The sequence below is a fragment of the Pseudomonas sp. JL27(2026) genome (genome assembly GCF_056933555.1).
Window position 1 is genome coordinate 4617046 of record NZ_CM167794.1, and the last position, 24803, is coordinate 4641848.

At 58.1% G+C, this 24803-nt stretch carries 26 protein-coding genes; 14 read left to right on the forward strand and 12 right to left on the reverse strand.

All coding sequences use genetic code 11. The features are described 5' to 3' along the window. Window positions 1-132: 132 nt before the first annotated feature. The 4 genes from groL to AC1Z1G_RS20950 form a co-directional block, all read right to left on the reverse strand. Window positions 133-1776 (reverse strand): chaperonin GroEL, encoded by a 1644-nt coding sequence (gene groL, locus AC1Z1G_RS20935; protein ID WP_483622283.1) that lies wholly within the window; start codon window positions 1774-1776, stop codon window positions 133-135. A gap of 48 nt (window positions 1777-1824) precedes the next feature. Further along, window positions 1825-2118 (reverse strand): co-chaperone GroES, encoded by a 294-nt coding sequence (locus AC1Z1G_RS20940; protein WP_019827816.1) that lies wholly within the window; start codon window positions 2116-2118, stop codon window positions 1825-1827. Between the two features lie 247 nt (window positions 2119-2365). After that, on the reverse strand, window positions 2366-2842 hold the full coding sequence (locus tag AC1Z1G_RS20945; RefSeq protein WP_483622284.1) for an FxsA family protein: 477 nt from the start codon (window positions 2840-2842) through the stop codon (window positions 2366-2368). Between the two features lie 66 nt (window positions 2843-2908). After that, a complete protein-coding gene (locus tag AC1Z1G_RS20950) occupies window positions 2909-3640 on the reverse strand; it encodes a HugZ family pyridoxamine 5'-phosphate oxidase (protein ID WP_483622285.1) in 732 nt (243 codons plus the stop codon). A gap of 165 nt (window positions 3641-3805) precedes the next feature. Here AC1Z1G_RS20950 and AC1Z1G_RS20955 point away from each other — a divergent pair, with 165 nt between their 5' ends. After that, window positions 3806-4564: an SDR family oxidoreductase gene (locus AC1Z1G_RS20955; protein WP_483622286.1), complete on the forward strand. Its 759-nt coding sequence runs from the start codon at window positions 3806-3808 to the stop codon at window positions 4562-4564. Window positions 4565-4694: 130 nt separating this feature from the next. Here the strand turns inward: AC1Z1G_RS20955 and apbC are convergent, their stop codons facing one another. Beyond that, on the reverse strand, window positions 4695-5789 hold the full coding sequence (gene apbC / locus AC1Z1G_RS20960; RefSeq protein ID WP_483622287.1) for an iron-sulfur cluster carrier protein ApbC: 1095 nt from the start codon (window positions 5787-5789) through the stop codon (window positions 4695-4697). Between the two features lie 293 nt (window positions 5790-6082). Between apbC and metG the strand changes: the two genes are divergently transcribed. From metG to AC1Z1G_RS21000, 8 genes are all read left to right on the forward strand, one after another. Further along, the gene (metG, locus tag AC1Z1G_RS20965; RefSeq protein ID WP_483622288.1) at window positions 6083-8134 is read left to right on the forward strand and encodes a methionine--tRNA ligase; all 2052 of its coding nucleotides are present in this window, start codon (window positions 6083-6085) and stop codon (window positions 8132-8134) included. Window positions 8135-8253: 119 nt separating this feature from the next. Further along, the gene (locus AC1Z1G_RS20970) at window positions 8254-8841 is read left to right on the forward strand and encodes an electron transport complex protein RnfA (RefSeq protein ID WP_483622289.1); all 588 of its coding nucleotides are present in this window, start codon (window positions 8254-8256) and stop codon (window positions 8839-8841) included. Next, the gene (gene rsxB / locus AC1Z1G_RS20975; protein ID WP_483622290.1) at window positions 8838-10052 is read left to right on the forward strand and encodes an electron transport complex subunit RsxB; all 1215 of its coding nucleotides are present in this window, start codon (window positions 8838-8840) and stop codon (window positions 10050-10052) included. Before AC1Z1G_RS20970 ends, rsxB begins: the two co-directional genes overlap by 4 nt. After that, on the forward strand, window positions 10039-11031 hold the full coding sequence (locus tag AC1Z1G_RS20980; protein WP_483622291.1) for an RnfABCDGE type electron transport complex subunit D: 993 nt from the start codon (window positions 10039-10041) through the stop codon (window positions 11029-11031). Before rsxB ends, AC1Z1G_RS20980 begins: the two co-directional genes overlap by 14 nt. Next, window positions 11028-11633: an RnfABCDGE type electron transport complex subunit G gene (locus AC1Z1G_RS20985; protein WP_483622292.1), complete on the forward strand. Its 606-nt coding sequence runs from the start codon at window positions 11028-11030 to the stop codon at window positions 11631-11633. The genes AC1Z1G_RS20980 and AC1Z1G_RS20985 overlap by 4 nt, the downstream gene beginning before the upstream one ends. Continuing rightward, window positions 11630-12196 carry an Rnf-Nqr domain containing protein gene (locus AC1Z1G_RS20990; RefSeq protein ID WP_483622293.1) on the forward strand — a complete coding sequence of 189 codons (567 nt, stop codon included), beginning with the start codon at window positions 11630-11632 and terminating at the stop codon, window positions 12194-12196. The genes AC1Z1G_RS20985 and AC1Z1G_RS20990 overlap by 4 nt, the downstream gene beginning before the upstream one ends. Window positions 12197-12221: 25 nt before the next feature. Then, window positions 12222-12860, forward strand: a complete 639-nt coding sequence (gene nth, locus AC1Z1G_RS20995; RefSeq protein WP_483622294.1) for an endonuclease III — start codon at window positions 12222-12224, stop codon at window positions 12858-12860. Between the two features lie 107 nt (window positions 12861-12967). Next, complete coding sequence (locus tag AC1Z1G_RS21000; RefSeq protein WP_347901753.1) at window positions 12968-13147, forward strand: PA3496 family putative envelope integrity protein; 180 nt, start codon at window positions 12968-12970, stop codon at window positions 13145-13147. Window positions 13148-13335: 188 nt separating this feature from the next. On the opposite strand, the gene AC1Z1G_RS21005 is transcribed toward AC1Z1G_RS21000, so the two are convergent. After that, complete coding sequence (locus tag AC1Z1G_RS21005) at window positions 13336-13962, reverse strand: response regulator (protein WP_483622295.1); 627 nt, start codon at window positions 13960-13962, stop codon at window positions 13336-13338. A gap of 575 nt (window positions 13963-14537) precedes the next feature. On the opposite strand from AC1Z1G_RS21005, the gene AC1Z1G_RS21010 reads away from it, so the two are divergent. Continuing rightward, on the forward strand, window positions 14538-15242 hold the full coding sequence (locus tag AC1Z1G_RS21010) for a hypothetical protein (RefSeq protein WP_483622296.1): 705 nt from the start codon (window positions 14538-14540) through the stop codon (window positions 15240-15242). Between the two features lie 152 nt (window positions 15243-15394). On the opposite strand, the gene AC1Z1G_RS21015 is transcribed toward AC1Z1G_RS21010, so the two are convergent. Together AC1Z1G_RS21015 and AC1Z1G_RS21020 are read right to left on the reverse strand one after the other, a co-directional pair. Beyond that, on the reverse strand, window positions 15395-16612 hold the full coding sequence (locus AC1Z1G_RS21015) for an argininosuccinate synthase (RefSeq protein ID WP_414875009.1): 1218 nt from the start codon (window positions 16610-16612) through the stop codon (window positions 15395-15397). Window positions 16613-16741: 129 nt separating this feature from the next. After that, window positions 16742-17650: a flagellar protein MotY gene (locus AC1Z1G_RS21020; RefSeq protein WP_483622297.1), complete on the reverse strand. Its 909-nt coding sequence runs from the start codon at window positions 17648-17650 to the stop codon at window positions 16742-16744. 172 nt (window positions 17651-17822) lie between these two features. Between AC1Z1G_RS21020 and pyrC the strand changes: the two genes are divergently transcribed. Beyond that, the gene (gene pyrC, locus AC1Z1G_RS21025) at window positions 17823-18869 is read left to right on the forward strand and encodes a dihydroorotase (RefSeq protein ID WP_347901757.1); all 1047 of its coding nucleotides are present in this window, start codon (window positions 17823-17825) and stop codon (window positions 18867-18869) included. Then, entirely contained in the window at window positions 18866-19543 is a 678-nt protein-coding gene (gene rnt, locus AC1Z1G_RS21030) for a ribonuclease T (RefSeq protein WP_483622298.1), read from the forward strand. The genes pyrC and rnt overlap by 4 nt, the downstream gene beginning before the upstream one ends. 74 nt (window positions 19544-19617) lie before the next feature. On the opposite strand, the gene AC1Z1G_RS21035 is transcribed toward rnt, so the two are convergent. Further along, window positions 19618-20220 (reverse strand): peroxiredoxin, encoded by a 603-nt coding sequence (locus AC1Z1G_RS21035; protein WP_483622299.1) that lies wholly within the window; start codon window positions 20218-20220, stop codon window positions 19618-19620. A gap of 316 nt (window positions 20221-20536) precedes the next feature. Between AC1Z1G_RS21035 and AC1Z1G_RS21040 the strand changes: the two genes are divergently transcribed. Together AC1Z1G_RS21040 and bfr are read left to right on the forward strand one after the other, a co-directional pair. Then, window positions 20537-20755 carry a bacterioferritin-associated ferredoxin gene (locus AC1Z1G_RS21040; RefSeq protein ID WP_347901759.1) on the forward strand — a complete coding sequence of 73 codons (219 nt, stop codon included), beginning with the start codon at window positions 20537-20539 and terminating at the stop codon, window positions 20753-20755. A 198-nt stretch (window positions 20756-20953) separates the two neighbouring features. Next, window positions 20954-21424 carry a bacterioferritin gene (gene bfr, locus AC1Z1G_RS21045; RefSeq protein WP_347901760.1) on the forward strand — a complete coding sequence of 157 codons (471 nt, stop codon included), beginning with the start codon at window positions 20954-20956 and terminating at the stop codon, window positions 21422-21424. Window positions 21425-21533: 109 nt separating this feature from the next. Here the strand turns inward: bfr and grxD are convergent, their stop codons facing one another. The 3 genes from grxD to AC1Z1G_RS21060 form a co-directional block, all read right to left on the reverse strand. After that, window positions 21534-21875 carry a Grx4 family monothiol glutaredoxin gene (gene grxD / locus AC1Z1G_RS21050; protein ID WP_483622300.1) on the reverse strand — a complete coding sequence of 114 codons (342 nt, stop codon included), beginning with the start codon at window positions 21873-21875 and terminating at the stop codon, window positions 21534-21536. A gap of 97 nt (window positions 21876-21972) precedes the next feature. Beyond that, entirely contained in the window at window positions 21973-24078 is a 2106-nt protein-coding gene (locus AC1Z1G_RS21055; protein ID WP_483622301.1) for a molybdopterin oxidoreductase family protein, read from the reverse strand. 135 nt (window positions 24079-24213) lie between these two features. After that, window positions 24214-24504 (reverse strand): type 1 glutamine amidotransferase family protein, encoded by a 291-nt coding sequence (locus tag AC1Z1G_RS21060; protein ID WP_483622302.1) that lies wholly within the window; start codon window positions 24502-24504, stop codon window positions 24214-24216. Window positions 24505-24803 lie beyond the last annotated feature (299 nt).

Genomic DNA, 24803 nt, shown 5'->3' on the forward strand with positions numbered 1-24803 from the left:
CACAGATCTAATGTGGGAGCAGGCTTGCTCTCACCTATGACCGATACAACCACCCGACCGGGTTAAATACCGGGCAATAAAAAACCCCGCCTGCTTAACACAGGCGGGGTTTTTTATAGGGGTAAGGCTGGCTTACATCATGCCGCCCATGCCGCCCATACCGCCCATGTCTGGCATACCGCCGCCAGCTGGAGCGTCTTCCTTGATCTCGGCGATCATGGCTTCGGTGGTGATCATCAGGCTGGCGATGGAAGCCGCTGCCTGAAGAGCCGAACGAGTCACTTTAGCCGGGTCCAGGATACCCATTTCGATCATGTCGCCGTATTCGCCGGTAGCAGCGTTGTAACCGTAGTTACCCGAACCCTGCTTGACCTTGTCGACAACCACGCTTGGCTCGTCGCCGGAGTTGGCAACGATCTGGCGCAGTGGCGCTTCAACAGCGCGACGCAGCAACTGGATACCAACGTCCTGGTCGGCGTTGTCGCCTTTGAGTTCGGAGATAGCCTGCAGAGCGCGAACCAGTGCCACGCCGCCGCCAGGTACCACGCCTTCTTCAACGGCTGCACGGGTTGCGTGCAGGGCGTCTTCAACGCGGGCTTTCTTCTCTTTCATTTCAACTTCGGAACCAGCGCCAACCTTGATCACTGCAACGCCGCCGGACAGCTTGGCCAGGCGCTCTTGCAGTTTTTCACGGTCGTAGTCGGACGAAGTGTCAGCCACTTGCTGACGGATCTGCAGCACGCGAGCCTGGATGTCAGCCTCAACGCCGGCACCGTCGATCACGGTGGTGTTTTCTTTGGACAGGATCACGCGCTTGGCATTACCCAGGTGTTCCAGGGTAGTGCTTTCCAGGCTCAGGCCGATCTCTTCGGAGATTACGGTACCGCCAGTCAGAACAGCGATGTCCTGCAGCATGGCCTTGCGACGGTCGCCGAAGCCTGGAGCCTTGACGGCTGCAACTTTAACGATGCCACGCATGTTGTTCACAACCAGAGTCGCCAGGGCTTCGCCTTCAACGTCTTCGGCCACGATCAGCAGTGGACGGCCAGCTTTGGCAACGGCTTCCAGTACTGGCAGCATTTCGCGGATGTTCGAGATCTTTTTGTCGACCAGCAGGATCAGCGGACCGTCCAGCTCGGCAGTCATGGTCTCTGGCTTGTTGACGAAGTACGGGGACAGGTAGCCACGGTCGAACTGCATGCCTTCAACAACCGACAGTTCGTTTTCCAGGCCCGAGCCTTCTTCAACGGTGATCACGCCTTCTTTACCGACTTTTTCCATGGCTTCGGCAATGATGTCGCCGATGGAGTTGTCGGAGTTGGCCGAGATGGTGCCGACCTGAGCGATGGCCTTGGTGTCAGCGCAAGGCTTGGACAGGGCTTTGAGCTCTTTGACGATCGCGATGGTCGCTTTGTCGATACCGCGCTTGAGGTCCATCGGGTTCATGCCGGCAGCGACGGCTTTCAGGCCTTCGTTGACGATCGACTGAGCCAGAACGGTAGCGGTGGTGGTGCCGTCGCCTGCGTCATCGTTGGCACGGGAAGCAACGTCTTTGACCAGTTGCGCGCCCATGTTTTCGAAGCGGTCTTTCAGCTCGATTTCTTTGGCAACAGACACGCCGTCCTTGGTGATGGTCGGAGCGCCGAAGCTCTTCTCGATGATCACGTTACGGCCTTTAGGGCCCAGGGTCGCTTTTACTGCATCAGCCAGGACGTTGACACCGGCGAGCATTTTCTTACGGGCGGAATCGCCGAATTTAACTTCTTTAGCAGCCATGATCGATATTCCTTAAATACTTTGTAGTCGCGGGAAATTGAGTGCGGATCAGCCTTCGATAACAGCGAGAATCTCGTTCTCAGCCATTACCAGCAGGTCTTCGCCGTCAACTTTCACAGTGTTGCTGCCGGAGTACGGGCCGAACACAACCTTGTCACCCACTTTCACGGCCAGCGCACGCACTTCACCGTTGTCCAGCACGCGGCCGGTACCGACAGCGAGGATCTCGCCGCTGTTGGCTTTTTCAGCAGCCGAACCTGGCAGAACGATACCGCCAGCGGTTTTCTTTTCTTCTTCGCTGCGACGGATGACGACGCGGTCATGCAGAGGACGAAGCTTCATTGTCGATCTCTCCTAATTTGCGGTTTTCAGCGGCCGGTGTAATCCCGGCGGGTTAAGTTCCGGCGTTGCCGGTTGCGGCTCGTCAAGCGAGACGCGGAAGTCTGTCTGGTGATCTTCACCAGAAACCTTGCGGTGACCGTTACATAAGGGCGCATAAGCTTATTACAAGGGCGCTACCGTGATTTTTTTTGCATCCAGGGCAGCAGAAACGAACACGGCACCCGAAGGTGCCGTGTCGATGAAGGGGTTACTTGGAGTCGCGGTGCTCGAACTCGCCTTCGATCACGTTGGGCTCGCGCCCCAGGGGTTGACCCGAGGTCTGGCCGCCACGTGGTTGAAAGTCGTCGGCAAACGCCCGCTGGCGGATCGCCTGGTCTTCGGCGCGCTGGCGCATTTTGTTGGCCAGCAGCCGACGCGAGAGCGGCAACAGCAGAATCAAACCGATCACGCTGCTGATAAAGCCCGGCAAGAGCAGCAGGCCACCGGCCAACGCCAGCATCAGCCCTTCAATCATGGTTTGGGCCGGCAACTCACCACGGCTCAGGCTTTCACGGGCGCGCAATGCGGTGGCCAGGCCGGCAACACGCAGCACGAACACACCGAACACCGTGCTGAGAATGATCAGCAGCAGCGCCGGGAAAAACCCGATGGCCGCACTGACCTTGACGAATGCATACAGCTCTAGCAGCGGAAACAGCAGAAAGAGCAACAAAAAAGGGCGCATCAAATGGTTCCTCAACGCAAGAATGCCTTGCCAGTTCACCTTAGATGACGTCGCCGTTTCGTGATTTCAAGCGTCGGCCGCTTCATTTTTCGGCCAATGCTCGGCGTGAGCCAGTAAAACCAAGGCTTCGCGCACTTGTGTCGGCGTATTACAAACCTGCGGGAACGGCAGCCAGTACAGCCCCTGACCAATGCGCAGGTGCATGCCTTCGCTGTCGATACCCACCAACTGCGCCGGGACGGTTTTCGGCAAACCGGCCAGTTCCACGTAATGGGCGATGGCCTTGGCGTGATCGGCATTCATGTGTTCGACCATGTTCACTTCGGCCTTGCCTGCAAACGGGTTGGCCAGGGTGACCTTGTCGACCCAGTGAATCGCACCGAAGCCGCCGATGTAGCGATGACGCACCGGCTCCAGCACCCAGAAGTCAAAGTCGTGAGCCTTGTGGTAGTTCTGCGAGTCCGGGAAAAAGCGATAGTAGCGTTCGGCGGCGGCTTCGATCGCCGCTTCGTCGTCGATTCTAGCCGCCTCGGCCAGGTAGGTCAGGCGACCGACAGCTTGCACATCTTCAGCTTCGCGCTCCCCCACCAGCAGCGAACATTTGGGGTCTTTTTGCAGGTTGTGGGTGTGCTGGGCGATGCGGCTGATGAGGATCAGCGGCCGGCCCTGCTCGTCCAGGCAATAAGGAACCACCGAACCGAACGGGAAACCCGGCATGGCCTTGGAGTGCGTCGACAGCACGCCACGGTATTCCTTGAGCAGTAATTCTCGGGCATGCTTGGCAGCTTGAACGCTCAATTTATGACTCCTTATATAGAATCCGTTGAAAAAACGGACAGGCGCCTGGGTGAAAGTTCCAGTACGCCATCGGGGCAGTTCTCATGTGCAGCCAGGCCACGTCAGGCGCAGATCGAGAGGCTCTCTAAAAAGGACACCACTCAGACCTGCTATTGGGGCATGCGAATGCAACTCACTGACAAAGTAATCATTATCACCGGCGGTTGCCAGGGTTTAGGCCGTTCGATGGCCGAGTATTTCGCAGGCTTAGGCGCGAAGCTGGCGCTGGTCGACCTGAACCAGGAAAAGCTCGACGACACGGTCGCCGCGTGCAAGGCCAAGGGCGTCGAGGCCCGCGCCTACCTGTGCAACGTGGCCAATGAAGAACAGGTGACCCACATGGTCGCCCAGGTCGCCGAAGATTTCGGTGCAATCCATGGCTTGATCAACAACGCCGGGATTCTGCGTGATGGCCTGCTGCTCAAGGTCAAGGACGGCGAAATGACCAAGATGAGTCTGGCCCAATGGCAGGCCGTGATCGACGTCAACCTGACCGGCGTGTTCCTGTGCACCCGTGAAGTGGCGGCGAAGATGGTCGAGCTTAAAAACAGCGGCGCGATCATCAACATTTCCTCGATCTCCCGCGCCGGCAACGTTGGCCAGACCAACTACTCCGCCGCCAAGGCTGGCGTCGCGGCGGCCACCGTGACCTGGGCCAAGGAACTGGCGCGCTACGGCATCCGTGTGGCAGGTATCGCGCCGGGCTTCATCGAAACCGAAATGACCTTGGGCATGAAGCCCGAAGCGCTGGAAAAAATGACCGCAGGCATTCCGCTCAAGCGCATGGGCAAGCCTGAAGAAATCGCCCATTCGGCGGCGTACATTTTCGAGAACGACTATTACACCGGCCGGATCCTGGAAATGGATGGCGGGTTGCGCATTTAAGACCACCGCAAAACAACTGTGGGAGCGGGCTTGCTCGCGAAAGCGTCAGTTCAGTCAACTTATCTGTTGAATGACACACCGCTTTCGCGAGCAAGCCCGCTCCCACATTGGATCGTATTTCTTCAGCGAATCAATCGTCGCTGACGGTGATGTTCGGCATGGATGGCGCGACCGCTTCCTGCAAGACAATCCGCGCGCCCACGTGACGGGCCAGTTCCTGGTAAACCATCGCGATCTGACTATCGGGTTCTGCGATCACTGTTGGCTTGCCGCCATCGGCCTGCTCACGGATGACCATCGACAGCGGCAACGACGCCAGCAGCTCGACCCCGTATTGGCTGGCCAGCTTCACCCCGCCGCCCTCACCGAACAGATGCTCGGCATGCCCGCAGTTGGAGCAGATGTGCACGGCCATGTTTTCCACGACACCGAGCACCGGGATATTGACCTTGCGGAACATCTCCACGCCTTTGCGCGCATCCAGCAGCGCCAGATCCTGCGGCGTGGTCACGATCACAGCCCCGGCCACCGGAACTTTCTGCGCCAGCGTCAGCTGGATATCACCGGTGCCTGGCGGCATGTCGATGACCAGGTAGTCCAGGTCGCCCCAGGCTGTCTGCGTCACCAGTTGCAGCAACGCGCCGGATACCATCGGACCGCGCCAGACCATAGGTGTGTTGTCATCGGTCAGGAACGCCATCGACATCACTTCAACACCATGGGACTCGATCGGCACAAACCATTTCTGATCCTTGACCTTCGGCCGTGTGCCTTCGGCAATACCGAACATGATGCCCTGGCTCGGACCGTAGATGTCCGCGTCGAGAATCCCCACCTTGGCGCCTTCACGGGCCAGTGCCAACGCAAGGTTGGCAGCCGTGGTGGATTTGCCCACGCCTCCCTTGCCAGACGCCACGGCGACCACGTTCTTGACGTTGGCCAGGCCTGGGATCTGCGCCTGAGCCTTGTGCGCGGCAATCACGGTGGTGATGTCGACCTTGGCCGACGTCACACCGTCCAGGCCTTCAATGGCCATTTGCAGCATCTGCGCCCAGCCACTCTTGAACAAACCGGCGGCGTAGCCGATTTCCAGCTGAACGCTGACGCGATCACCCTGAATGTCGATGTTGCGCAGGCACCCGGCGCTGATCGGATCCTGGTTCAGGTAAGGGTCGGTGTACTGGCGAAGGACGGCTTCCACCGCTGCGCGATTGACGGCGCTCATGGGCAACTCCGATAACAAGACAGGAAAATCAGGCGGGTATCCTACGCCGGACACACATTTGTGGCGAGGGAGCTTGCTCCCGCTCGGCTGCGAAGCAGTCGCAATTGGACTGATTCGGTTTGCCTGGCAGATCGGCATCGCCAGGTTTGGGGCGGCTTCGCCACCCAGCGGGAGCAAGCTCCCTCGCCACATTTTTTTGCAGTCGCCGCATTGGGATGCAGGCTCACGGGGTGAAAAATATGCGCCAGCGCTTTATAGTGGCCGACCTCCGTTTCATCAAGTAGCCGAGCCCCATGTCCGAGCCACGCAAGATCCTCGTCACCAGCGCCCTGCCCTATGCCAATGGTTCGATTCACCTCGGCCATATGCTGGAATACATCCAGACCGATATGTGGGTGCGTTTCCAGAAACATCGCGGCAATCAATGCATTTATGTCTGCGCGGACGACGCCCACGGTTCGGCCATCATGCTGCGCGCAGAAAAAGAAGGCATCACCCCGGAGCAACTGATCGCCAACGTCCAGGCGGAACACAGCGCCGACTTTGCCGAGTTCCTGGTCGACTTCGACAACTTTCACTCCACTCACGCTGATGAAAACCGTGAGCTGTCGGGCCATATCTACCGCAAGCTGCGCGACGCCGGGCACATTGCCACGCGCTCGATCACGCAATACTTCGACCCGGAAAAGAAAATGTTCCTGGCCGACCGCTTCATCAAGGGCACCTGCCCGAAATGCGGCACCGAAGACCAGTACGGCGACAACTGCGAAAAATGCGGCGCGACCTACGCTCCGACAGACCTGAAGGATCCGAAGTCGGCAATCTCTGGCGCCACCCCGGTGCTCAAGGATTCCCAGCACTTCTTCTTCAAGCTGCCGGACTTCCAGCTCATGCTGCAAGAATGGACCCGCAGCGGCACCCTGCAGGACGCCGTCGCGAACAAGATCGCCGAATGGCTGGATGTGGGCCTGCAACAGTGGGACATCTCCCGCGATGCGCCATACTTCGGTTTCGAGATCCCGGACGAACCCGGCAAGTACTTCTACGTCTGGCTGGACGCGCCCATCGGTTACATGGCGAGCTTCAAGAACCTCTGCGCACGCCGTCCCGAACTGGACTTCGATGCGTTCTGGGCCAAGGACTCGACGACCGAGCTGTACCATTTCATCGGCAAGGACATCGTCAACTTCCACGCCCTGTTCTGGCCAGCCATGCTTGAAGGCGCGGGCTACCGCAAGCCGACCGGCATCAACGTCCACGGCTACCTGACCGTCAACGGCCAGAAGATGTCCAAGTCCCGTGGCACGTTCATCAAGGCCCGGACCTACCTGGATCACCTGTCGCCGGAATACCTGCGTTACTACTACGCGGCCAAGCTGGGCCGTGGCGTCGACGACCTGGACCTGAACCTCGAAGACTTCGTGCAGAAGGTCAACTCCGACCTGGTGGGCAAAGTCGTCAACATCGCCAGCCGTTGCGCAGGTTTCATCCAGAAGGGTAATGCTGGCGTACTAGTGGCGGGCAATGCCGCGCCGGAACTGACCGAAGCGTTCCTGGCCGCTGCGCCAAGCATCTGCGATGCCTATGAGGCCCGCGACTTTGCCCGCGCCATGCGTGAAATCATGGGCCTGGCCGACCGTGCCAACGCCTGGATCGCCGACAAGGCGCCGTGGTCGCTGAACAAACAGGAAGGCAAGCACGACGAAGTCCAGGCGATCTGCGCCCTGGGTGTCAACCTGTTCCGCCAGTTGGTGATCTTCCTCAAGCCGGTGTTGCCGCTGCTCGCTGCCGACGCCGAGGCGTTCCTCAACGTCGCGCCGCTGACCTGGAACGACCACGCGACCCTGCTCAGCAACCATCAGTTGAACGAGTTCAAGCCGCTGATGACCCGCATCGACCCGCTAAAAGTGCAAGCCATGACCGACGCCTCCAAGGAAGACCTGGCCGCCAGCCAGACCGACACCGGCGCTGCTGCCCCCCAAGGCAACGGCGAACTGGCCAAGGACCCGCTCTCGGCCGAGATCGAGTTCGATGCGTTTGCCGCCGTCGACCTGCGTGTTGCCCTGATCCTCAAGGCCGAAGCCGTGGAAGGTGCCGACAAACTGCTGCGCCTGACCCTGGACATCGGTGACGAGCAACGCAACGTGTTCTCCGGCATCAAGAGCGCCTACCCGGACCCGGCCAAGCTTGAAGGCCGCCTGACGATGATGATCGCCAACCTCAAGCCACGCAAAATGCGCTTCGGGATCTCCGAAGGCATGGTCATGGCGGCAGGCCCTGGCGGTGAAGAGATCTACCTGTTGAGCCCGGACAGCGGCGCCAAGCCGGGTCAGCGCATCAAGTAAATCGCCTGGCTGGACCGATCCCACCGTCGCGCCCGCTCGCGGCGGTGGGATTTTCATATCTGCCTTGCCGGATACTGCCTAATCTTCAAGAACAGGTCCCTCGCTCAACCGGCACGCCCATGACCGATATTCTGCTTACGCTCATCAGCACTGCCCTGATCAATAACTTCCTGTTGCAGTGGCCACTGGGCGTCGATCCGATGGTGCAGGCAACCCGCGAGCCAGCGACCGAACGGCGCCAGGTCCACGCCTTGGGCATTGCGACCACCTGCCTGATGCTGCTCAGCGGTGTGCTGGGCTACGCCGCTTATCATTGGCTGCTCATCCCCTTGGGGCTGGCGTCTGTGCACCTGCTGGTGTTTTTGCCGCTGAGCGTGCTGCTGATCAAGCCATTGCTTGGAGTATTGGCGCAGGCTTTGCCGCAGTTACCGTTCAGCGGTTTGTGGCCCTTGTTGCTGGGCAATGCCGGCGTGCTGGGGCTGAGCTTGCTCAACCTGCAAAATGACAAGGGTCTTGGCGATCACGCCGCGCTGAGCCTCGGTGCCGGGCTGGGCTTCTGGCTGGTACTGAGCCTGTTCAGCGACCTGCGTCAGCGCACTCTCAATAACGACGTGCCCCTGCCCTTTCGTGGCCTGCCGATCGATTTGATCAGCGCCGGACTGATCGCAGTGGCATTTCTCGGTTTCAGCGGACTGATCAAAACATGAGTCTGATTCAACGCATCGACGCACTCCTGCCGCAGACCCAATGCGGCAAGTGCGGCCACCCCGGATGCAAACCCTACGCCGAAGGCATTGCCAACGGCGAGGCGATCAACAAGTGCCCACCGGGCGGCGCCGAGACGATCTCGGCACTGGCGCAACTGCTAAACATTCCGGTGCTGGAACTCGACCTCAGCCGGGGTTCGGCACCGGCGCAAATTGCGTTCATCCGTGAAGCCGAATGCATTGGCTGCACCAAGTGCATTCAGGCCTGCCCGATCGACGCGATTGTCGGCGCGGCAAAGCTGATGCACACAGTGATCATCGATGAGTGCACCGGTTGCGACCTGTGTGTGGCACCTTGCCCGGTCGACTGCATCGAAATGCGCCCGCTGCCCTCCGCCAAGGTCCTGCCGATTGTCGGCGGCCTGGCCGTCACGCTCGAAGAACAGCGAGCGCGTAACGCCAAACGCGATCACGCCCGTCAGCGCTTCGAACAGCGCAACGCACGCCTGCGGCGCGAAGAAGAACAGAAACAGGCGGAACGCCTGGCCCGTGCGCAAAAAGCGGCTCAGCCCAACGAAGCCAGCAATCATCCGGTGCAAGACGCCATTGCCCGGGTTCAGGCACAAAAAGCTGCGGCAGCGGACGCGGTGCTGAAAAAAGCCAAGATCGACGTAGCGATGAGTCGGGCGCAATTGCACAAATCGCTGAAAGCCTTCGGCCATCCGCCGACCTTCGAGCAACAATCGCAACTGATCCTGCTTCAGCAGCAATTCGAAGCAGCCGAGCAAGCCCTCGCCCACCTTGAGAGCACAACGCCACCCGCCCCTGTGCAAGCGGCCGCGCCCGCCCAGGATGCCGAACTCAAACGGGCGAAAATCCAACTGGCGATGCGCCGAGCCGAACTGAAAAAAGCCCAGCTCAGCGAAGCACCGGCCGATCAACTGAGCGCCCTGAGCACTGCACTGGCACACGCCGAGCAGGCCCTGCACGAGGCCGAAGACGCCAGCGGCAAGCCTGCACCAGACCTGGTTCGCGTCGAGAAGCGCCCCATCGACGCTCAACTGCGGCAGTTGAAAACCGAACTGGCCTACGCCCGCGCCGACCTCAGCAAACTGGAACGACAACCCGCCACACCCGCCGAACTCATGACCAAGGCCCGTGAACGGCTCACTGAGGCGCAACGTCAGGTGGACGCCCATGTCAGCCCTTGAACCGGTCGATGAACGCCTTCAGCAGGCGATGCAGCGAGTGTTGCTGGCCACGGTGCCGGGCATGCTGGTGCTGTTCTGGGTATCGGGCTGGGGCGTCTTGATCAATCTGCTGCTGGCGGGCAGCAGTGCGCTGGCCGTTGAAGCGCTGGTTCTGCGGCTACGAAAACGCGGCCTCATGCCGTCACTGAGCGACGGCAGTGCGCTGGTCAGCGCAACGTTACTGGCGTTGGCCCTGCCGCCCTATTGCCCGTGGTGGCTGACGGTGAGTGCTGCGGCATCCGCGATGTTTTTCGGCAAGCACCTTTACGGTGGCGTCGGTAAGAACCCGTTCAACCCGGCGATGCTCGGTTTTGCGCTGGTACTGGTGTGCTTCCCCCAACAGATGACCCACTGGCCGGCGTCCCACGGGATGGACCTGTCGGGCGGCCTGCAACAGATTTTCGGCATTCACTTGAACGATCAGCCCGACGCCTGGGTTCAAGCGACGGCCCTGGACAGCCTGCGCATCAACAAAAGCCTGACCATGGATGAACTGTTCGCCGGCAATCCGGCATTCGGTCATCTGGGTGGCAAAGGCATCGAGTGGGTGAACCTGGCCTTCCTTGTCGGCGGCCTCTGGCTGTTACAGCAACGCGTGTTCAGTTGGCATGCCCCGGTCGGCATGCTCGGCAGCCTGTTTATCATCAGCCTGGTGTGCTGGAACGGTTCGGGGTCCGACTCCCACGGCTCGCCTCTGTTTCATCTGCTGACGGGGGCGACCATGCTGGGGGCGTTCTTTATTGCGACAGAACCGGTGTCCGGGGCAAAGAGCCCTAAAGCCCGGTTGTTGTTCGGCGCAGGCGTAGGCCTGTTGACCTACCTGATCCGAACATGGGGCGGATACCCTGACGGGGTGGCATTCGCCGTGCTGTTGATGAACCTCGGCGTGCCGGCCCTGGAGCGCCTCGTTGCCACCCGGCCTGAGGTGTCCTCGCCATGAACCGCACACGCAGCGTGTTGATCCTGGCGCTGATCATCGCCGTGGGCGGTGCTGCGATCTACTGCCTGCAACAGAGCCTGGCACCGCGCATTTCTGCCGAGCAACGCCTGATCGAAAGTCGCCAACTGCTGGACATGCTGCCACCCGGCAGTTACGACAATCAGCCGCTGGACCAACCGCTGACGCTCAAGGACCCCACACTGGCCAACAGCACCTTACTGGGCGGTTATCTGGCGAGCGCTGCGGGCAAACCCAGCGCGGTCATTCTGCGTAGCCAGACCCTCGGCTACGTCGGAGCAATCGAGCTATTGATCGTGATTGATGCCAGGGGCAAGTTGCTCGGCGTCAAAACCCTGCGGCAATCGGAAACCCCGGGGCTGGGTGGGAAAATCGCCGCGCAACCCAATAGCTGGCTTCAGGGCTTCTTCGGAAAATCGCGCAACGATCCCACGGACAACGGCTGGGCCTTGAAGAAAGATCAGGGGCAGTTCGATCAGATGGCCGGGGCGACGGTCACCTCGCGAGCAGTGATAAATACCATTCACGATGCGTTACGCTACTTCGACGAACATCAGGCCCAATTGATCGGGAGCAGCCCGTGAACAGATCATCGGCACTGCAACATTCACTGGTTCTTGCCCCGTTGATAGGCGCCAGCGACTCGCCAGGCAAGGCTGTGACGCTGTGGCTGGTGTCGGTGCTGGTCATCAGCCTGTATGGGCTGAAGATGAGCGTGCTGCGGCCACGAATGATTCCGGGCTTGCTGTTGATCACCAGCCTTCTGCTGGCCGCGACACTGACGAGCCTCGCAGCGCTGGCGCTGCAGGCCTGGACCTACGAACTGTATAAAGCGTTGGGCATTTACGTGGGGTTGATCGCCCTGCAATGCGTGGTGCTGGAGCACAGCGGCTTTTTCCAGCAACCCGGACGGGTTCGACTGGCCGGCTTGTTTGGCGCCCTGATGCTCAGCCTTGGCCTGCTGCGAGAGGTTATTGGCAACGCCTCGTTGGGCCATGATTTTTTACCGGCACTGCTCGGAAACGGCTGGTTGCTCACCGCCGATGGCGGCCTGCGAATGGCGACCCTGGCGCCCGGCGGCTTTATCCTGCTGGGCCTGCTCATCGCCGCGAAACAGGCCTGGACTGGCACCTCCCCATCACACTGACTGGCTTCAAGGAAATGCTCTGCCCATGAATGCTGCAAAACGCCTGGAAATTTTCCGCAGGTTTCACGAAGACAACCCGGAACCCAAAACCGAGTTGGCCTATTCCTCAGCGTTTGAGCTGCTGATAGCAGTCATTCTCTCGGCACAGTCCACCGATGTCGGCGTCAACAAGGCCACCGCAAAACTGTTCCCTGTCGCCAATACCCCGGCGGCCATCCATGCGCTCGGTGTAGCAGGCCTGTCCGAGTACATCAAGACCATTGGCCTGTTCAACAGCAAAGCCAAAAATGTCATTGAAACCTGCCGATTACTGGTCGAACGCCACAGCGGTGAAGTACCGCAAACCCGCGAAGAACTGGAGGCGCTACCCGGTGTTGGCAGGAAGACCGCGAACGTGGTTCTCAATACCGCGTTTCGTCAGTTGACCATGGCGGTCGACACCCACATCTTTCGGGTCAGCAACCGTACCGGCCTGGCGCCTGGAAAAAATGTGGTGGAAGTGGAGCAGAAACTGATGAAGTTCGTCCCCAGGCAATACCTGCTGGACGCTCATCACTGGCTCATCCTTCACGGACGTTATGTGTGCCTGGCCCGCAAGCCTCGCTGTGGCAGCTGTCGGATAGAAGACCTGTGCGAATACAAGGAAAAGACTTCCGACGATTGAGGCGCTATAGCGTTTATTGATGTACCGATTGAAAAAATCTTTTTTACCCGCCAGGAGATTGTCGCTATAAGGGGCCCCAACGGCAGTCTTAGTCTGGAGTTAACCTTATGAGCACTGACAAAGAACAACTGGACGTAGAAGACGACTTCACCCCTGTTGAGACCGATGACGCCGAGCCGGTGGTGGAAGTAGCCAAGACCAACCTGAGCAAACGTCGCACCATCGACAACTTGCTGGAGGAGCGCCGCTTGCAGAAGCAATTGGCCGACTACGATTTTGATCTGTAAGACGTAAAAGCCTCCCGAAACGGAGGCTTTTTTACCAGGCGCTGCGGCCCGGCTCCGGTTTCGCTGCGTTATTGCTCGATTTCCTGCGGTGAAGTTGACCGACTCACCGATCATTACAAGGTGATATCAGCCACTGCCCACGCCGACAGGATCATTCGATGACTGTCCTTGCCTCTGGAACGCCGGACTTACACCAGCCCATTGCGTTGCGCCAGTTCGATCAGATCAACCAGCGAGCGTGCATTGAGTTTCAGTAATAAGCGTGTCTTGTAGGTACTGACGGTCTTGTTACTGAGAAACATGCCATCAGCAATCTCCTTATTGGTTTTTCCACGAGCCAATTGTTGCAGCACCATCATTTCCCGACCTGACAACCTGTCTACCATGTCCGCCTCGCTCGCATTCCCCAGGCTTGAACGCACTGTGTGCAAGGCCTGATTCGGAAAATAGCTGTATCCCGAGAGTACGGCTTTGATTGCACTGAGTAACTCGGTGAGGTCCTGCTGTTTACAGACATACCCAGCCGCACCAGCCTGCATGCAACGCATTGAGAAATGACCGGGCGCCTGGGATGTCAATACCAGCAACTTCAAAGGTGTGGCGGTAGACGTCAGTCGCGCGATAACCTCAAGCCCATCCAGTTTGGGGATACCAATATCAAGAATGATAATGTCCGGCATATGTTCACGGGCAAGTTGCAACGCATCAACGCCATTATCCGTCTCTGCTATTACTTCGTAGCCATGACGCTCCATTAGCATGCGCACAGCAAGACGAATGACGGGGTGATCATCTACGATCAGCACTTTATTCATGGGCAAGTCCAGTTTCGCTGTTCGATTTTTTAGAGCCCGCACAATAGCGTAGTCGTTTCGCCCATGGCATGCTGCTTCGACCGGCCACCCTCACCGAAAGACAATTCCTACAAGCAACACGGATTTTCCCTACAAGAATTCGAAAAAAACAATGTGCCTAAAAATTAAGATGCTCACCCCCACGGCATCGGGGACCTTTTTTTTGTATCACACGACGTTGCACAACCTTCTGTAAATCGACTCTCGCCCTCACCAAAAATTCGCTGATAGTCTATCGTCAAATAACAAGACCCCTTCAGAATCTCTAATGCCTTTAATTGGAGCATAAAGTGCACGCTAACATTCAGCCCACCACCCTAACCTGCTTATCGAAAAACCAGCACTTGTACGCCGCAACCGCGCGCCCGCTCTTCAATAAGAGCTTAAAATAAACTCACTCACATTAAAAACCACATTCACACACATCAACAGTAAAAATACCCTTTACACTCATACTACAACTGCTATAGCCCAACACATCAGCCCCCAGGACAATCAACCCTATAGAATAGAAAAAGTTTTAATGAGTAACCGACATGAAAAAATATCAGAGAAAAATAACTAACCCCATGACAGTCATTGCTATTTTCGCAGCAATATCTGAAACATCGGCAGCCGTATCACTCCCCTTTCTCGACAACGAAGAGCGAGAAGTCTACATTTGGTTCCTCATCAGCTTTCCTTTTTACTTATTACTACTCTTCTTCGTCACTCTTAACTTCAATTACAAATCGCTGTACGCCCCTTCAGACTTCGAAAAGAGCAAACAGTTTGTAAGCGTCATCAATGAAGTCAACCGCACAGAGAAAGAGAAACTTAAAGAAACCACTCACAGGCCATATGAAAACAATCGAGTCGCAACGAACAAGCACACTAAAAAAAGACCCAGCACGGCACAATCAGACGACGTCCCCACTCACGGACAATCCCCACCCGAGGAGATAACACTCACCATAAATGCAGCCCCCCAGCAAACGCTAAAGCTTGTTGGAAAATTGAATCGCTTTCAGTTTATTGATGTGAGGCCCTTGCGCAGCAAGAGGGAACTTGATCAGTTGATGGAGAAAAACCGACAACAGCGAGAAGTCACTCACGGCATCATTGTATTCATCACCGACAGCAAGACAGACCGCGCCTTCAATAAGAAGACACTGAAGGACTACCAACGCAATGACAGATGCACCAAAGATGCCTACATGATTTACAGCCTGAGAAAGCTGACAATGACCGTTATTGACTAGCATCGGTCTGAACGACGATGCTCGCCGTTGAGACCTGCACAACAGCAAGGAAGTTGTTAATTCGAATACAACGATTCAGCAGCATCTCTGATGCTTGAATCAGCCATGACCCTGTTTAAAGCAGGGTCATGGCATAACTCAGGTCAAGGGACTCAGAAGAGTTTGCGACCCTTGTTGGCAGCAATACGCATGCGCAATGCATTGAGCTTGATGAAGCCCGCTGCATCAGCCTGGTTGTAGGCGCCGCCATCTTCTTCGAAGGTGGCAATGTTGGCGTCGAACAACGACTCATCGGACTTGCGCCCGGTGACGATCACATTGCCCTTGTACAGCTTCAGGCGAACGACGCCGTTCACATGGGCCTGGGATGCGTCAATCATCTGTTGCAGCATCAGGCGCTCAGGGCTCCACCAGTAACCGGTGTAGATCAGGCTGGCGTATTTGGGCATCAGCTCGTCTTTGAGGTGAGCCACTTCGCGGTCCAGGGTGATCGATTCGATCGCCCGGTGAGCGCGCAGCATGATGGTGCCGCCAGGGGTTTCGTAGCAGCCACGGGACTTCATGCCCACGTAACGGTTCTCGACGATGTCCAGACGGCCGATACCGTGTTCGCCACCGATACGGTTCAAGGTCGCCAGCACGGTAGCCGGCGTCATTTCAACACCGTCCAGTGCAACGATGTCGCCGTTACGGTAGGTCAGTTCCAGGTACTGCGGTTTATCAGGCGCGTTCTCCGGGGAGACGGTCCATTTCCACATGTCTTCTTCGTGCTCGGTCCAGGTGTCTTCCAGCACGCCGCCTTCATAGGAGATGTGCAGCAGGTTGGCATCCATCGAGTACGGGGATTTTTTCTTGCCGTGACGTTCGATCGGGATCGCGTGCTTCGCGGCATAGTCCATCAGCTTCTCGCGCGACAGCAGGTCCCATTCACGCCATGGCGCGATCACTTTCACGCCTGGTTTGAGTGCATAGGCGCCCAGTTCGAAACGAACCTGGTCGTTGCCTTTGCCGGTTGCACCGTGGGAAATGGCATCAGCGCCGGTTTCGTTGGCGATTTCGATCAAGCGTTTGGCGATCAACGGACGAGCGATAGAAGTACCCAGCAGGTACTCACCTTCGTAAACGGTGTTGGCGCGGAACATCGGGAAAACGAAATCACGCACGAACTCTTCGCGCAGATCATCGATGTAGATTTCTTTTACGCCCATGGCCTGAGCCTTGGCGCGGGCCGGTTCGACCTCTTCGCCCTGACCCAGATCAGCGGTGAAGGTCACTACTTCACAGTTATAAGTATCCTGCAGCCACTTGAGGATCACCGAAGTGTCCAGGCCGCCGGAATACGCCAGAACGACCTTGTTTACGTCCGCCATGCCATCACTCCACCGGGTTGTACGGAAAGCGGTCAAGTCTACCGATCAAACCGGATAATTTACAGTGGCGCGACAGCTTATGACGACGAAGCGACAGATTATGTCGAGTGGGCGACGATTACAGCGGGTTCAGGAGGTGGCAGCAGCGTTCGGCGCGGAGCTGGCCTGAGGGGCTGGTTTCTCGACCGGCGCAACACGCTCAAGGTGCACGTTGACCCGACGATTCTTGGCTCGGTTGGCCGCGTTGGTATTGGGTGCCAACGGGTAGCGTTCGCCGTGGAAACGCATGGTTACTTGCGATTCCTGAAAGCCATTGGCCTTGAAGAAGTCCATCACGGCCAAAGCCCTGCGCCGCGACAGATCGCGGTTGGTCAGGCGGTTGCCGCTGTTGTCGGAATGGCCATCGAGTTCGATGTGATTGACCGTCGGATCGGCTTTCATGAAGTCCAGCATGACCTGCAACTTGGCCTTGGCCTGGGCATCCAGTTCGATACCACCGCCGGGGAAGCCGACTTCGGCCTGCTTCACCTGTTCATAGTTCTTCGGCAACAGCTTGGCCACGCAACCTTGATAGTCGGCATACGCCTTGCTGAATTTGACCGGCAGCAAACGCACTTCCGAGACGCCACCGTCGCGCGAATAATGACGCACTACCGGGCTGCGGCCATCCATCAAACCGCCAATCAACCGGCCGGCCTGTTGTTGTGAACTGTTCAACATCACATTGCCGCTACCGACTTTCACCGCCCCCAGGTTGATGTCGCTGCGCCCTGGTTGCCACGGCGCGGCGGCCGCCAGCAAGGTGGCCGAGCCGCCACCGATCATGGAGTTGTAGGCCTTCAGGCGAAAGGTTGCCTGCTCGCCGGCGCGCCGTACGAATTCACCCGAACCGAAATCGGTAATCGGCTGGATCAAGCGGCATTCGAATTTGTCGCCCTCGACCGTCCACTCAATGCTCTCCAGACGGGTCTGGAAAGTGAGCGCCATCGCAGGAAGGCTGGCAAACACACTGAGCAAGGCTAAATAACGCTGGCGCACGGGAGGCTCCACTGGCTTCTACACAAAAGACCGACACACTCGTTTACGGCATATCACTTGTTTACAGCACACCCTAGGGATATCGGTTGCATCCTACAAAACTTGATAGCGAGTGCCTGAGAGAGTCTTTTCCGGTAGCATTCCCCTCAGTTTGACCCGCCTGGAATTCCCAATGTCCGACCGCCTGACCCTGCTGCGTCCCGACGACTGGCATATTCATCTTCGCGATGGTGCTGCGTTGCCCAACACTGTCGCGGATGTCGCGCGCACCTTTGGTCGCGCCATCATCATGCCAAACCTTGTACCACCAGTGCGCAACGCCGCTGAAGCCGACGCCTACCGCCAGCGCATCCTCGCTGCGCGCCCGGCCGGTAGCCGCTTCGAGCCGCTGATGGTGCTTTACCTGACCGACCGGACCCAGCCTGAAGAAATTCGTGCGGCCAAGGCCAGCGGTTTTGTTCACGCCGCCAAGCTGTATCCGGCCGGCGCGACCACCAACTCTGACTCCGGCGTCACCAGCATCGACAAGATATTTCCTGCGATCGAGGCCATGGCCGAAGTCGGGATGCCGCTGCTGATTCACGGTGAAATCACCCGTGGCGACGTCGATGTCTTCGACCGCGAAAAGGTCTTCATCGACGAACACATGCGCCGTGTCGTGGAGCGTTTCCCAACGCTCAAAGTGGTGTTTGAACACATCACCACCACAGAGGCAGTACAGTTCGTCAACGAGGCTTCAGCCAACGTTGGCGCGACCATCACTGCTCACCACTTGCTGTACAACCGCAACCACATGCTGGTCGGCGGGATTCGTCCGCACTTCTATTGCCTGCCGATTCTCAAGCGCAACACGCACCAGGTTGCCCTGCTCGATGCCGCCACCAGTGGCAGCGAGAAGTTCTTCCTGGGCACCGACTCGGCCCCGCACGCCCAGCACGCCAAAGAAACAGCTTGCGGCTGTGCCGGTTGCTACACCGCTTTTGCTGCGATCGAGCTGTACGCCGAAGCCTTTGAGCAGCGCAACGCGCTGGATAAACTCGAGGCCTTCGCCAGCCTGAATGGCCCACGTTTCTACGGCCTGCCGGCAAACACCGATCGCATTACCCTGGTCCGCGAAGAGTGGACCGCCCCAACCAGCCTGCCATTCGGCGAGCTGACTGTCATCCCGCTGCGCGCCGGTGAAAAACTGCGCTGGCGCCTGCTGGAGGAACACGCGTGAGTGAAGATCATTTCGACGACGAACAGGACGGTCATGGCGGTGGCGGCGGTTCGCGCCACCCGATGGCAGCCCGGTTCCGTGGCTACCTGCCGGTCGTTGTCGACGTTGAAACCGGTGGTTTCAATTGCGCCACCGACGCCCTGCTGGAAATCGCCGCAACCGTTATCGGCATGGACGAAAAAGGTTTCGTGTTCCCTGAACACACCTATTTCTTTCGTGTAGAGCCTTTCGAAGGCGCGAACATCGAAGCCGCGGCCCTGGAGTTCACCGGCATCAAGCTCGATCACCCACTGCGCATGGCCGTGAGTGAAGAGGCGGCCCTGACCGACATCTTCCGTGGTGTACGCAAGGCGTTGAAGGCCAACGGCTGCAAACGCGCGATTCTGGTCGGCCACAACAGCAGCTTCGACTTGGGCTTCCTCAACGCTGCCGTCACGCGCCTGGACATGAAACGTAACCCGTTTCACCCGTTCTCCAGCTTCGACACCGCAACGCTGGCGGGCCTGGCTTACGGTCAAACCGTGCTGGCCAAGGCGTGTCAGGCGGCCGACATCGATTTCGACGGCCGCGAGGCTCACTCGGCGCGCTACGACACCGAGAAGACGGCCGATCTGTTCTGCGGCATCGTCAATCGCTGGAAACAGATGGGCGGCTGGGAAGATTTCAACGACTGAGTCACGTCGCTTGAAGAATTGCCCTGCATAAAAAAACCGGCCTCGAGGGCCGGTTTTTTTGCCTGACGCCTGGCTTACAGCTTGCCAGCGTTCTCGGTCAGGTAAGCCGCAACGCCTGCTGGCGAAGCGGTCATGCCTTTGTCGCCTTTTTTCCAGTTGGCAGGGCAAACTTCACCGTGCTCTTCGTGGAATTGCAGGGCGTCAACCAGACGAATCAGCTCTTCCATGTTACGGCCCAGCGGCAGGTCGTTGACGATCTGCGAGCGAACAACACCTTTGTCGTCGATCAGGAACGCACCACGGAAAGCCACGCCGCCTTCGGACTCAACGTCGTAGGCCTTGGCGATATCGTGCTTCATGTCGGCAGCCATGATGTACTGAACCTGACCGATGCCGCCGGCATTGATCGGGGTGTTGCGCCAGGCGTTGTGGGTGAAGTGCGAGTCGATCGAAACCGCGATCACTTCAACGTTGCGCGCCTTGAAATCAGCCATGCGGTGGTCCAGGGCAATCAGCTCGGACGGGCAGACGAAGGTGAAGTCCAGTGGGTAGAAGAACACCAGGCCGTATTTGCCTTTGATGGCCGAGGACAGGGTGAAGCTGTCGACGATTTCGCCATTGCCGAGTACGGCCGGAACGGTGAAGTCAGGGGCTTGTTTGCCTACGAGTACGCTCATTGGATATCTCCTGGTGTGGTGGCGTGAAGAACAAATCTGAAACAGTGTGCCGCTATTCAGCGACAGGCCTGTGACGTGATCGCCCTTCGCAAGGACCGAACATCATACACCGCGTTTTTGACCTGTCCTTAGCGGTTTTTATACCGAATCCAAAAACATCCAGACACAAATTCCACGCCCCCATGACGCCGGGCAAAACCGTTCGTCAGCCAACCTCCACTCTGGACCAATGCCTTCAGAAACCACTTTGACAATCATTCTCGTTAACATTAAGATCCATCGCAATTGAGCCATAACCAACGACGGTTCTCACCTTATGTATGTTTGCCTCTGCACTGGCGTCACTGACGGGAAAATCCGCGATGCAATCTATGAAGGTTGCTGCAGCTACCGTGAGGTACGCCAAGCCACCGGCGTCGCCAGCCAATGCGGTAAATGCGCCTGTCTTGCCAAGCAAGTGGTACGCGAAACCCTCGCCGAGCTGCAAATCAGCCAGGCGGCAATCCCCTTCCCTGTAGAATTTTCTGCCGCGTAAGCAGCATGATTTAAAGAGCCGGACTTAGTGTCCGGTTTTTTTATGCCTTTAATTCAATCGCTTAGGGAATGGATGCGGAACACAAACATTCTTATTCCGATTAATTTTCATATATTATTCAATAACTTAGGTTTGACACTCAGCACTGCCCGGCTCAAACTCGCCCTATATACGGTTACTTAAGGGCAGGACCCCATCATGAAAGGCGACGTAACAGTCATCCAGCACCTCAACAAGATTCTTGCCAATGAACTGGTCGCAATCAATCAGTACTTCCTGCATGCCCGCATGTATGAAGATTGGGGCCTGAACAAGCTGGGCAAGCATGAGTATCACGAATCCATCGATGAGATGAAACACGCGGACAAGCTGATCAAGCGCATCCTGTTCCTTGAAGGCCTGCCGAACGTGCAGGACCTGGGCAAGCTGCACATCGGCGAGCACACCAAGGAAATGCTGGAGTGCGACCTGCGCATCGAGCGCATCGGTCATGCCGATCTCAAGGCCGCCATCGCCCACTGCGAAGTGACGGGTGACTTCGGTAGCCGCGAACTGCTCGAAGACATTCTTGAGTCCGAAGAAGAACACATCGACTGGCTGGAAACCCAACTTGGCCTGATCGACAAAGTCGGCATCGAGAACTACCTGCAATCGCAAATGGGCGAGTAAGTTAAAACGACTTACCCTGCACCAACAAAAAGCCCCGCCCTCTGACGAGAGGCGGGGCTTTTTGTTGTGCTGTAACTTCTACCGAGAAAAGTTACAACGCCAACTGCAATCAGGCTTCAGACTTGTTCGCAGCCGCTTTGGCAGCCGCTTCTTTGATCAAGGCCTGCAACGAACCATCAGCGGCCATTTCGACCATGATGTCGCTGCCGCCGACCAGCTCACCACCGACCCACAGTTGCGGGAAGGTTGGCCAGTTGGCGTACTTTGGCAGGTTGGCGCGGATTTCCGGGTTCTGCAGGATGTCCACGTAAGCGAACTTCTCACCACAGCCCATTACAGCCTGGGAGGCTTTCGCAGAAAAGCCGCACTGCGGGGCATTCGGCGAGCCTTTCATGTAAAGCAGAATGGTGTTGTTAGCAATCTGCTCTTTAATAGTTTCGATGATATCCATGGAGCACCTCGGCTGAACTTTCCGACTCGGTTGTCGGCACGGTGACGCATTGTAACGGAAAGCCTGCCGCCCTGCTCGGTCTCCCCGACAGACACGTTCAGGCCGCCGCCACTGTGACCGGCACCCCATTGAGCGCCGCATTACCCGACAATTCATCAAGCTGACGCTCATCGGTCAAATCGTTTGCACTGGAACCGGGCTGCGCCATTGCGATGCTCATCTGCACACCCGGCCGGGCATGCCCCCAACCATGAGGCAGACTGACCACCCCCTTCATCATGTCGAGGCTGGACATGACCTCGACTTCGATCACCCCGACCCGCGAGCTGACCCGCACCCGCTGCCCATCGCTCAGCCCCCGACTGGAGAGATCGTCAGGGTGCATCAGCAATTGATGTCGAGGCTTGCCCTTCACCAGCCGGTGGTAGTTATGCATCCAGGAGTTGTTACTGCGCACATGACGTCGGCCGATCATCAACAACTCATCCGCCGCCGGCGCCTGCAACGCGGCGAACCGCGCAAGGTCGGCCAGGATCGCGGGCGGTGCAGCCTGGATGCACTGATCCGGTGTTTTGAGCCGTGGCCCGAGGTTGGGCTTCAACGGTCCAAGGTCGATGCCGTGCGGATGATCAAACAGCGTTGCCAGTGACAACTTGCAGGTCGACGCATCGCCATAGCGCCCACTACGCAACCCCAGATCAATCATCTGCGCGGGCGCAAGGGTCGGCTTGAGTTCCTTGCCGGTTTTCGCCGCGAAGGCCTGGGCCAACCCGACGAATATCTCCCAGTCATGCAACGCGCCTTCGGGCTTGGCCAGGATCGCCCGGTTGAAACGACTGATATTGCGCACCGCGAACATATTAAATGTCGTGTCGTAGTGATCGTTCTCCAGCGCCGATGTCGACGGCAGAATCAGGTCGGCATAACGCGTGGTCTCGTTGATGTACAAATCGATGCTGAGCATGAACTCCAGCCCGTCGAGCGCCTGCTCCAGTTGCCGGCCGTTGGGCGTCGACAGCACCGGGTTACCGGCCACGGTAATCAGCGCCCGCACCTGCCCTTCCCCCTCCGTGAGCATCTCTTCGGCCAGCGCCGACACCGGCAACTCACCGGCGTACTCCGGGCGCCCGGAAACGCGGCTTTGCCAGAGATTGAAATGCCCTCCCGAGGTCGACGCCACCAGGTCCACCGCAGGTTCGGTACACAACGCCCCCCCGACCCGATCAAGATTGCCGGTCACCAGGTTGATCACCTGCACCAGCCAGTGACACAAAGTGCCGAATGCTTGAGTCGATACCCCCATCCGCCCGTAACAGACGGCCGTAGGTGCAGCAGCGAAGTCACGCGCGAGCTGGCGGATCTGCTCTGCCGGCACGGCGCACAGTGGGCTCATGCGTTGCGCCGTAAACCCGGCAACCGCCTGGCGAACGTCCTCCAGCCCTTCCACCGGCAAGTGCCCCTCGCAGGTCAGCCCTTCGGCGAACAACGTGTTGAGCAGCCCAAACAACAACGCAGCATCCCCTCCGGGGCGCACAAACACATGCTGGTCAGCCATCGCTGCCGTCTCGCTGCGACGAGGATCGACTACCACGATTTTTCCGCCCCGGGCCTGTATCGCCTTCAAGCGCTTCTCGACATCCGGGACAGTCATGATGCTGCCGTTCGAGGCCAGGGGATTCGCGCCCAGGATCAGCATGAAATCGGTGTGATCAATATCGGGGATCGGCAGCAGCAGACCGTGGCCATACATCAAGTAGCTGGTCAGGTGATGAGGCAATTGATCGACCGAGGTCGCAGAGAAGCGATTGCGGGTTTTCAGCAACCCCAGAAAATAGTTGCTGTGGGTCATCAACCCGTAATTGTGCACACTGGGATTGCCCTGATAGACCGCCACCGCGTTTTGCCCATGACGGGCCTGAATATCCGCCAGACGTTCAGCTACCCTCGCGAAAGCGTCGTCCCAGGCAATCGGCTGCCACTCGCTGCCAACCCTGAGCATTGGCTGGCGCAGGCGATCCGGATCATTCTGGATATCTTGCAACGCCACGGCCTTGGGGCAGATATGACCCCGGCTGAAACTGTCCTGAGGATCGCCCTTGATCGAGGTGATCTGCACGGCGTCATCGGTGGCAGTAGTTTCGAGGGTCAAGCCGCAGATGGCTTCACACAGGTGGCAGGCACGGTGATGAAGAGTCTTGGTCATGGCCAGTCTCTGTTGTATTCGGGCAACCGGCATCAGGTTGCGGGAACAAAACTATGGGCTGTGACCTGGCGCTGCGCCAGCGACGTTCGTCTTGTGAATCGAGGGGCATCAGGCCAGCCGATAGCGGCCACACGCTCAGGCCTGCGGCCAGCCGGATGGCATCTGCAGTTGGATTTCCTCAATGGTTTCGATCTGTTCATGAGCGACATGCACGCCCGTGAGCTCACCGATCAACCGCCAATGCTCATCGAGGCCGGCGCTGACGGTGGCCATTCGGTCGATCATCCGTCGACCGGCTGCCTTGGTCACTTCGTCCTCACTGCGCAGCAATTCGAACGACATCGAGGTCATGGACGCGGTCAAGTGAGTCAGGGTACGGGCCGTGAGCCCCAGCAGCGCCAACAATTGCTGTTCTTTCGATTCCATTCCAAGCGTCCTGTGTCGCATGTGAGTTAGTTATAACCCAGCACTTTGCATTAGCAAATGTTTCGACTGCCCGCCGGGCAGATCATGCAGGGCAACGCTTCGGCCGACGGGTCAGAAACCGACCCACACAAGGCTTTGGCCGCCGCTATCAATTGCCAACGCGCGCGAGGGCGGTGTACAAATGGCTTGTTGCTAGCAGGAAACAGGCTTCAAAAGCGCTACCGTGACGATCCGGTAGCTCCTCTGATATCCCCTAAAAACTGTAGCCTATTGGTAAGACGCGACATTTAGTGTCAATA

Bases quoted from the DNA above. Each gene is read 5' to 3' on its own strand.
- rsxB (WP_483622290.1), top strand. From the start codon at position 8,838: ATGAGTCTGATTCAACGCATCGACGCACTCCTGCCGCAGACCCAATGC.
- AC1Z1G_RS21005 (WP_483622295.1), bottom strand. From the start codon at position 13,962: ATGAATAAAGTGCTGATCGTAGATGATCACCCCGTCATTCGTCTTGCT.
- AC1Z1G_RS21000 (WP_347901753.1), top strand. From the start codon at position 12,968: ATGAGCACTGACAAAGAACAACTGGACGTAGAAGACGACTTCACCCCT.
- nth (WP_483622294.1), top strand. From the start codon at position 12,222: ATGAATGCTGCAAAACGCCTGGAAATTTTCCGCAGGTTTCACGAAGAC.
- AC1Z1G_RS20945 (WP_483622284.1), bottom strand. From the start codon at position 2,842: ATGCGCCCTTTTTTGTTGCTCTTTCTGCTGTTTCCGCTGCTAGAGCTG.
- AC1Z1G_RS21035 (WP_483622299.1), bottom strand. From the start codon at position 20,220: ATGAGCGTACTCGTAGGCAAACAAGCCCCTGACTTCACCGTTCCGGCC.
- AC1Z1G_RS21055 (WP_483622301.1), bottom strand. From the start codon at position 24,078: ATGACCAAGACTCTTCATCACCGTGCCTGCCACCTGTGTGAAGCCATC.
- metG (WP_483622288.1), top strand. From the start codon at position 6,083: ATGTCCGAGCCACGCAAGATCCTCGTCACCAGCGCCCTGCCCTATGCC.
- AC1Z1G_RS20980 (WP_483622291.1), top strand. From the start codon at position 10,039: ATGTCAGCCCTTGAACCGGTCGATGAACGCCTTCAGCAGGCGATGCAG.
- AC1Z1G_RS20985 (WP_483622292.1), top strand. From the start codon at position 11,028: ATGAACCGCACACGCAGCGTGTTGATCCTGGCGCTGATCATCGCCGTG.
- groL (WP_483622283.1), bottom strand. From the start codon at position 1,776: ATGGCTGCTAAAGAAGTTAAATTCGGCGATTCCGCCCGTAAGAAAATG.
- AC1Z1G_RS20970 (WP_483622289.1), top strand. From the start codon at position 8,254: ATGACCGATATTCTGCTTACGCTCATCAGCACTGCCCTGATCAATAAC.
- pyrC (WP_347901757.1), top strand. From the start codon at position 17,823: ATGTCCGACCGCCTGACCCTGCTGCGTCCCGACGACTGGCATATTCAT.
- AC1Z1G_RS21010 (WP_483622296.1), top strand. From the start codon at position 14,538: ATGAAAAAATATCAGAGAAAAATAACTAACCCCATGACAGTCATTGCT.
- AC1Z1G_RS21015 (WP_414875009.1), bottom strand. From the start codon at position 16,612: ATGGCGGACGTAAACAAGGTCGTTCTGGCGTATTCCGGCGGCCTGGAC.
- AC1Z1G_RS21060 (WP_483622302.1), bottom strand. From the start codon at position 24,504: ATGGAATCGAAAGAACAGCAATTGTTGGCGCTGCTGGGGCTCACGGCC.
- bfr (WP_347901760.1), top strand. From the start codon at position 20,954: ATGAAAGGCGACGTAACAGTCATCCAGCACCTCAACAAGATTCTTGCC.
- AC1Z1G_RS21040 (WP_347901759.1), top strand. From the start codon at position 20,537: ATGTATGTTTGCCTCTGCACTGGCGTCACTGACGGGAAAATCCGCGAT.
- AC1Z1G_RS20940 (WP_019827816.1), bottom strand. From the start codon at position 2,118: ATGAAGCTTCGTCCTCTGCATGACCGCGTCGTCATCCGTCGCAGCGAA.
- grxD (WP_483622300.1), bottom strand. From the start codon at position 21,875: ATGGATATCATCGAAACTATTAAAGAGCAGATTGCTAACAACACCATT.
- AC1Z1G_RS20955 (WP_483622286.1), top strand. From the start codon at position 3,806: ATGCAACTCACTGACAAAGTAATCATTATCACCGGCGGTTGCCAGGGT.
- apbC (WP_483622287.1), bottom strand. From the start codon at position 5,789: ATGAGCGCCGTCAATCGCGCAGCGGTGGAAGCCGTCCTTCGCCAGTAC.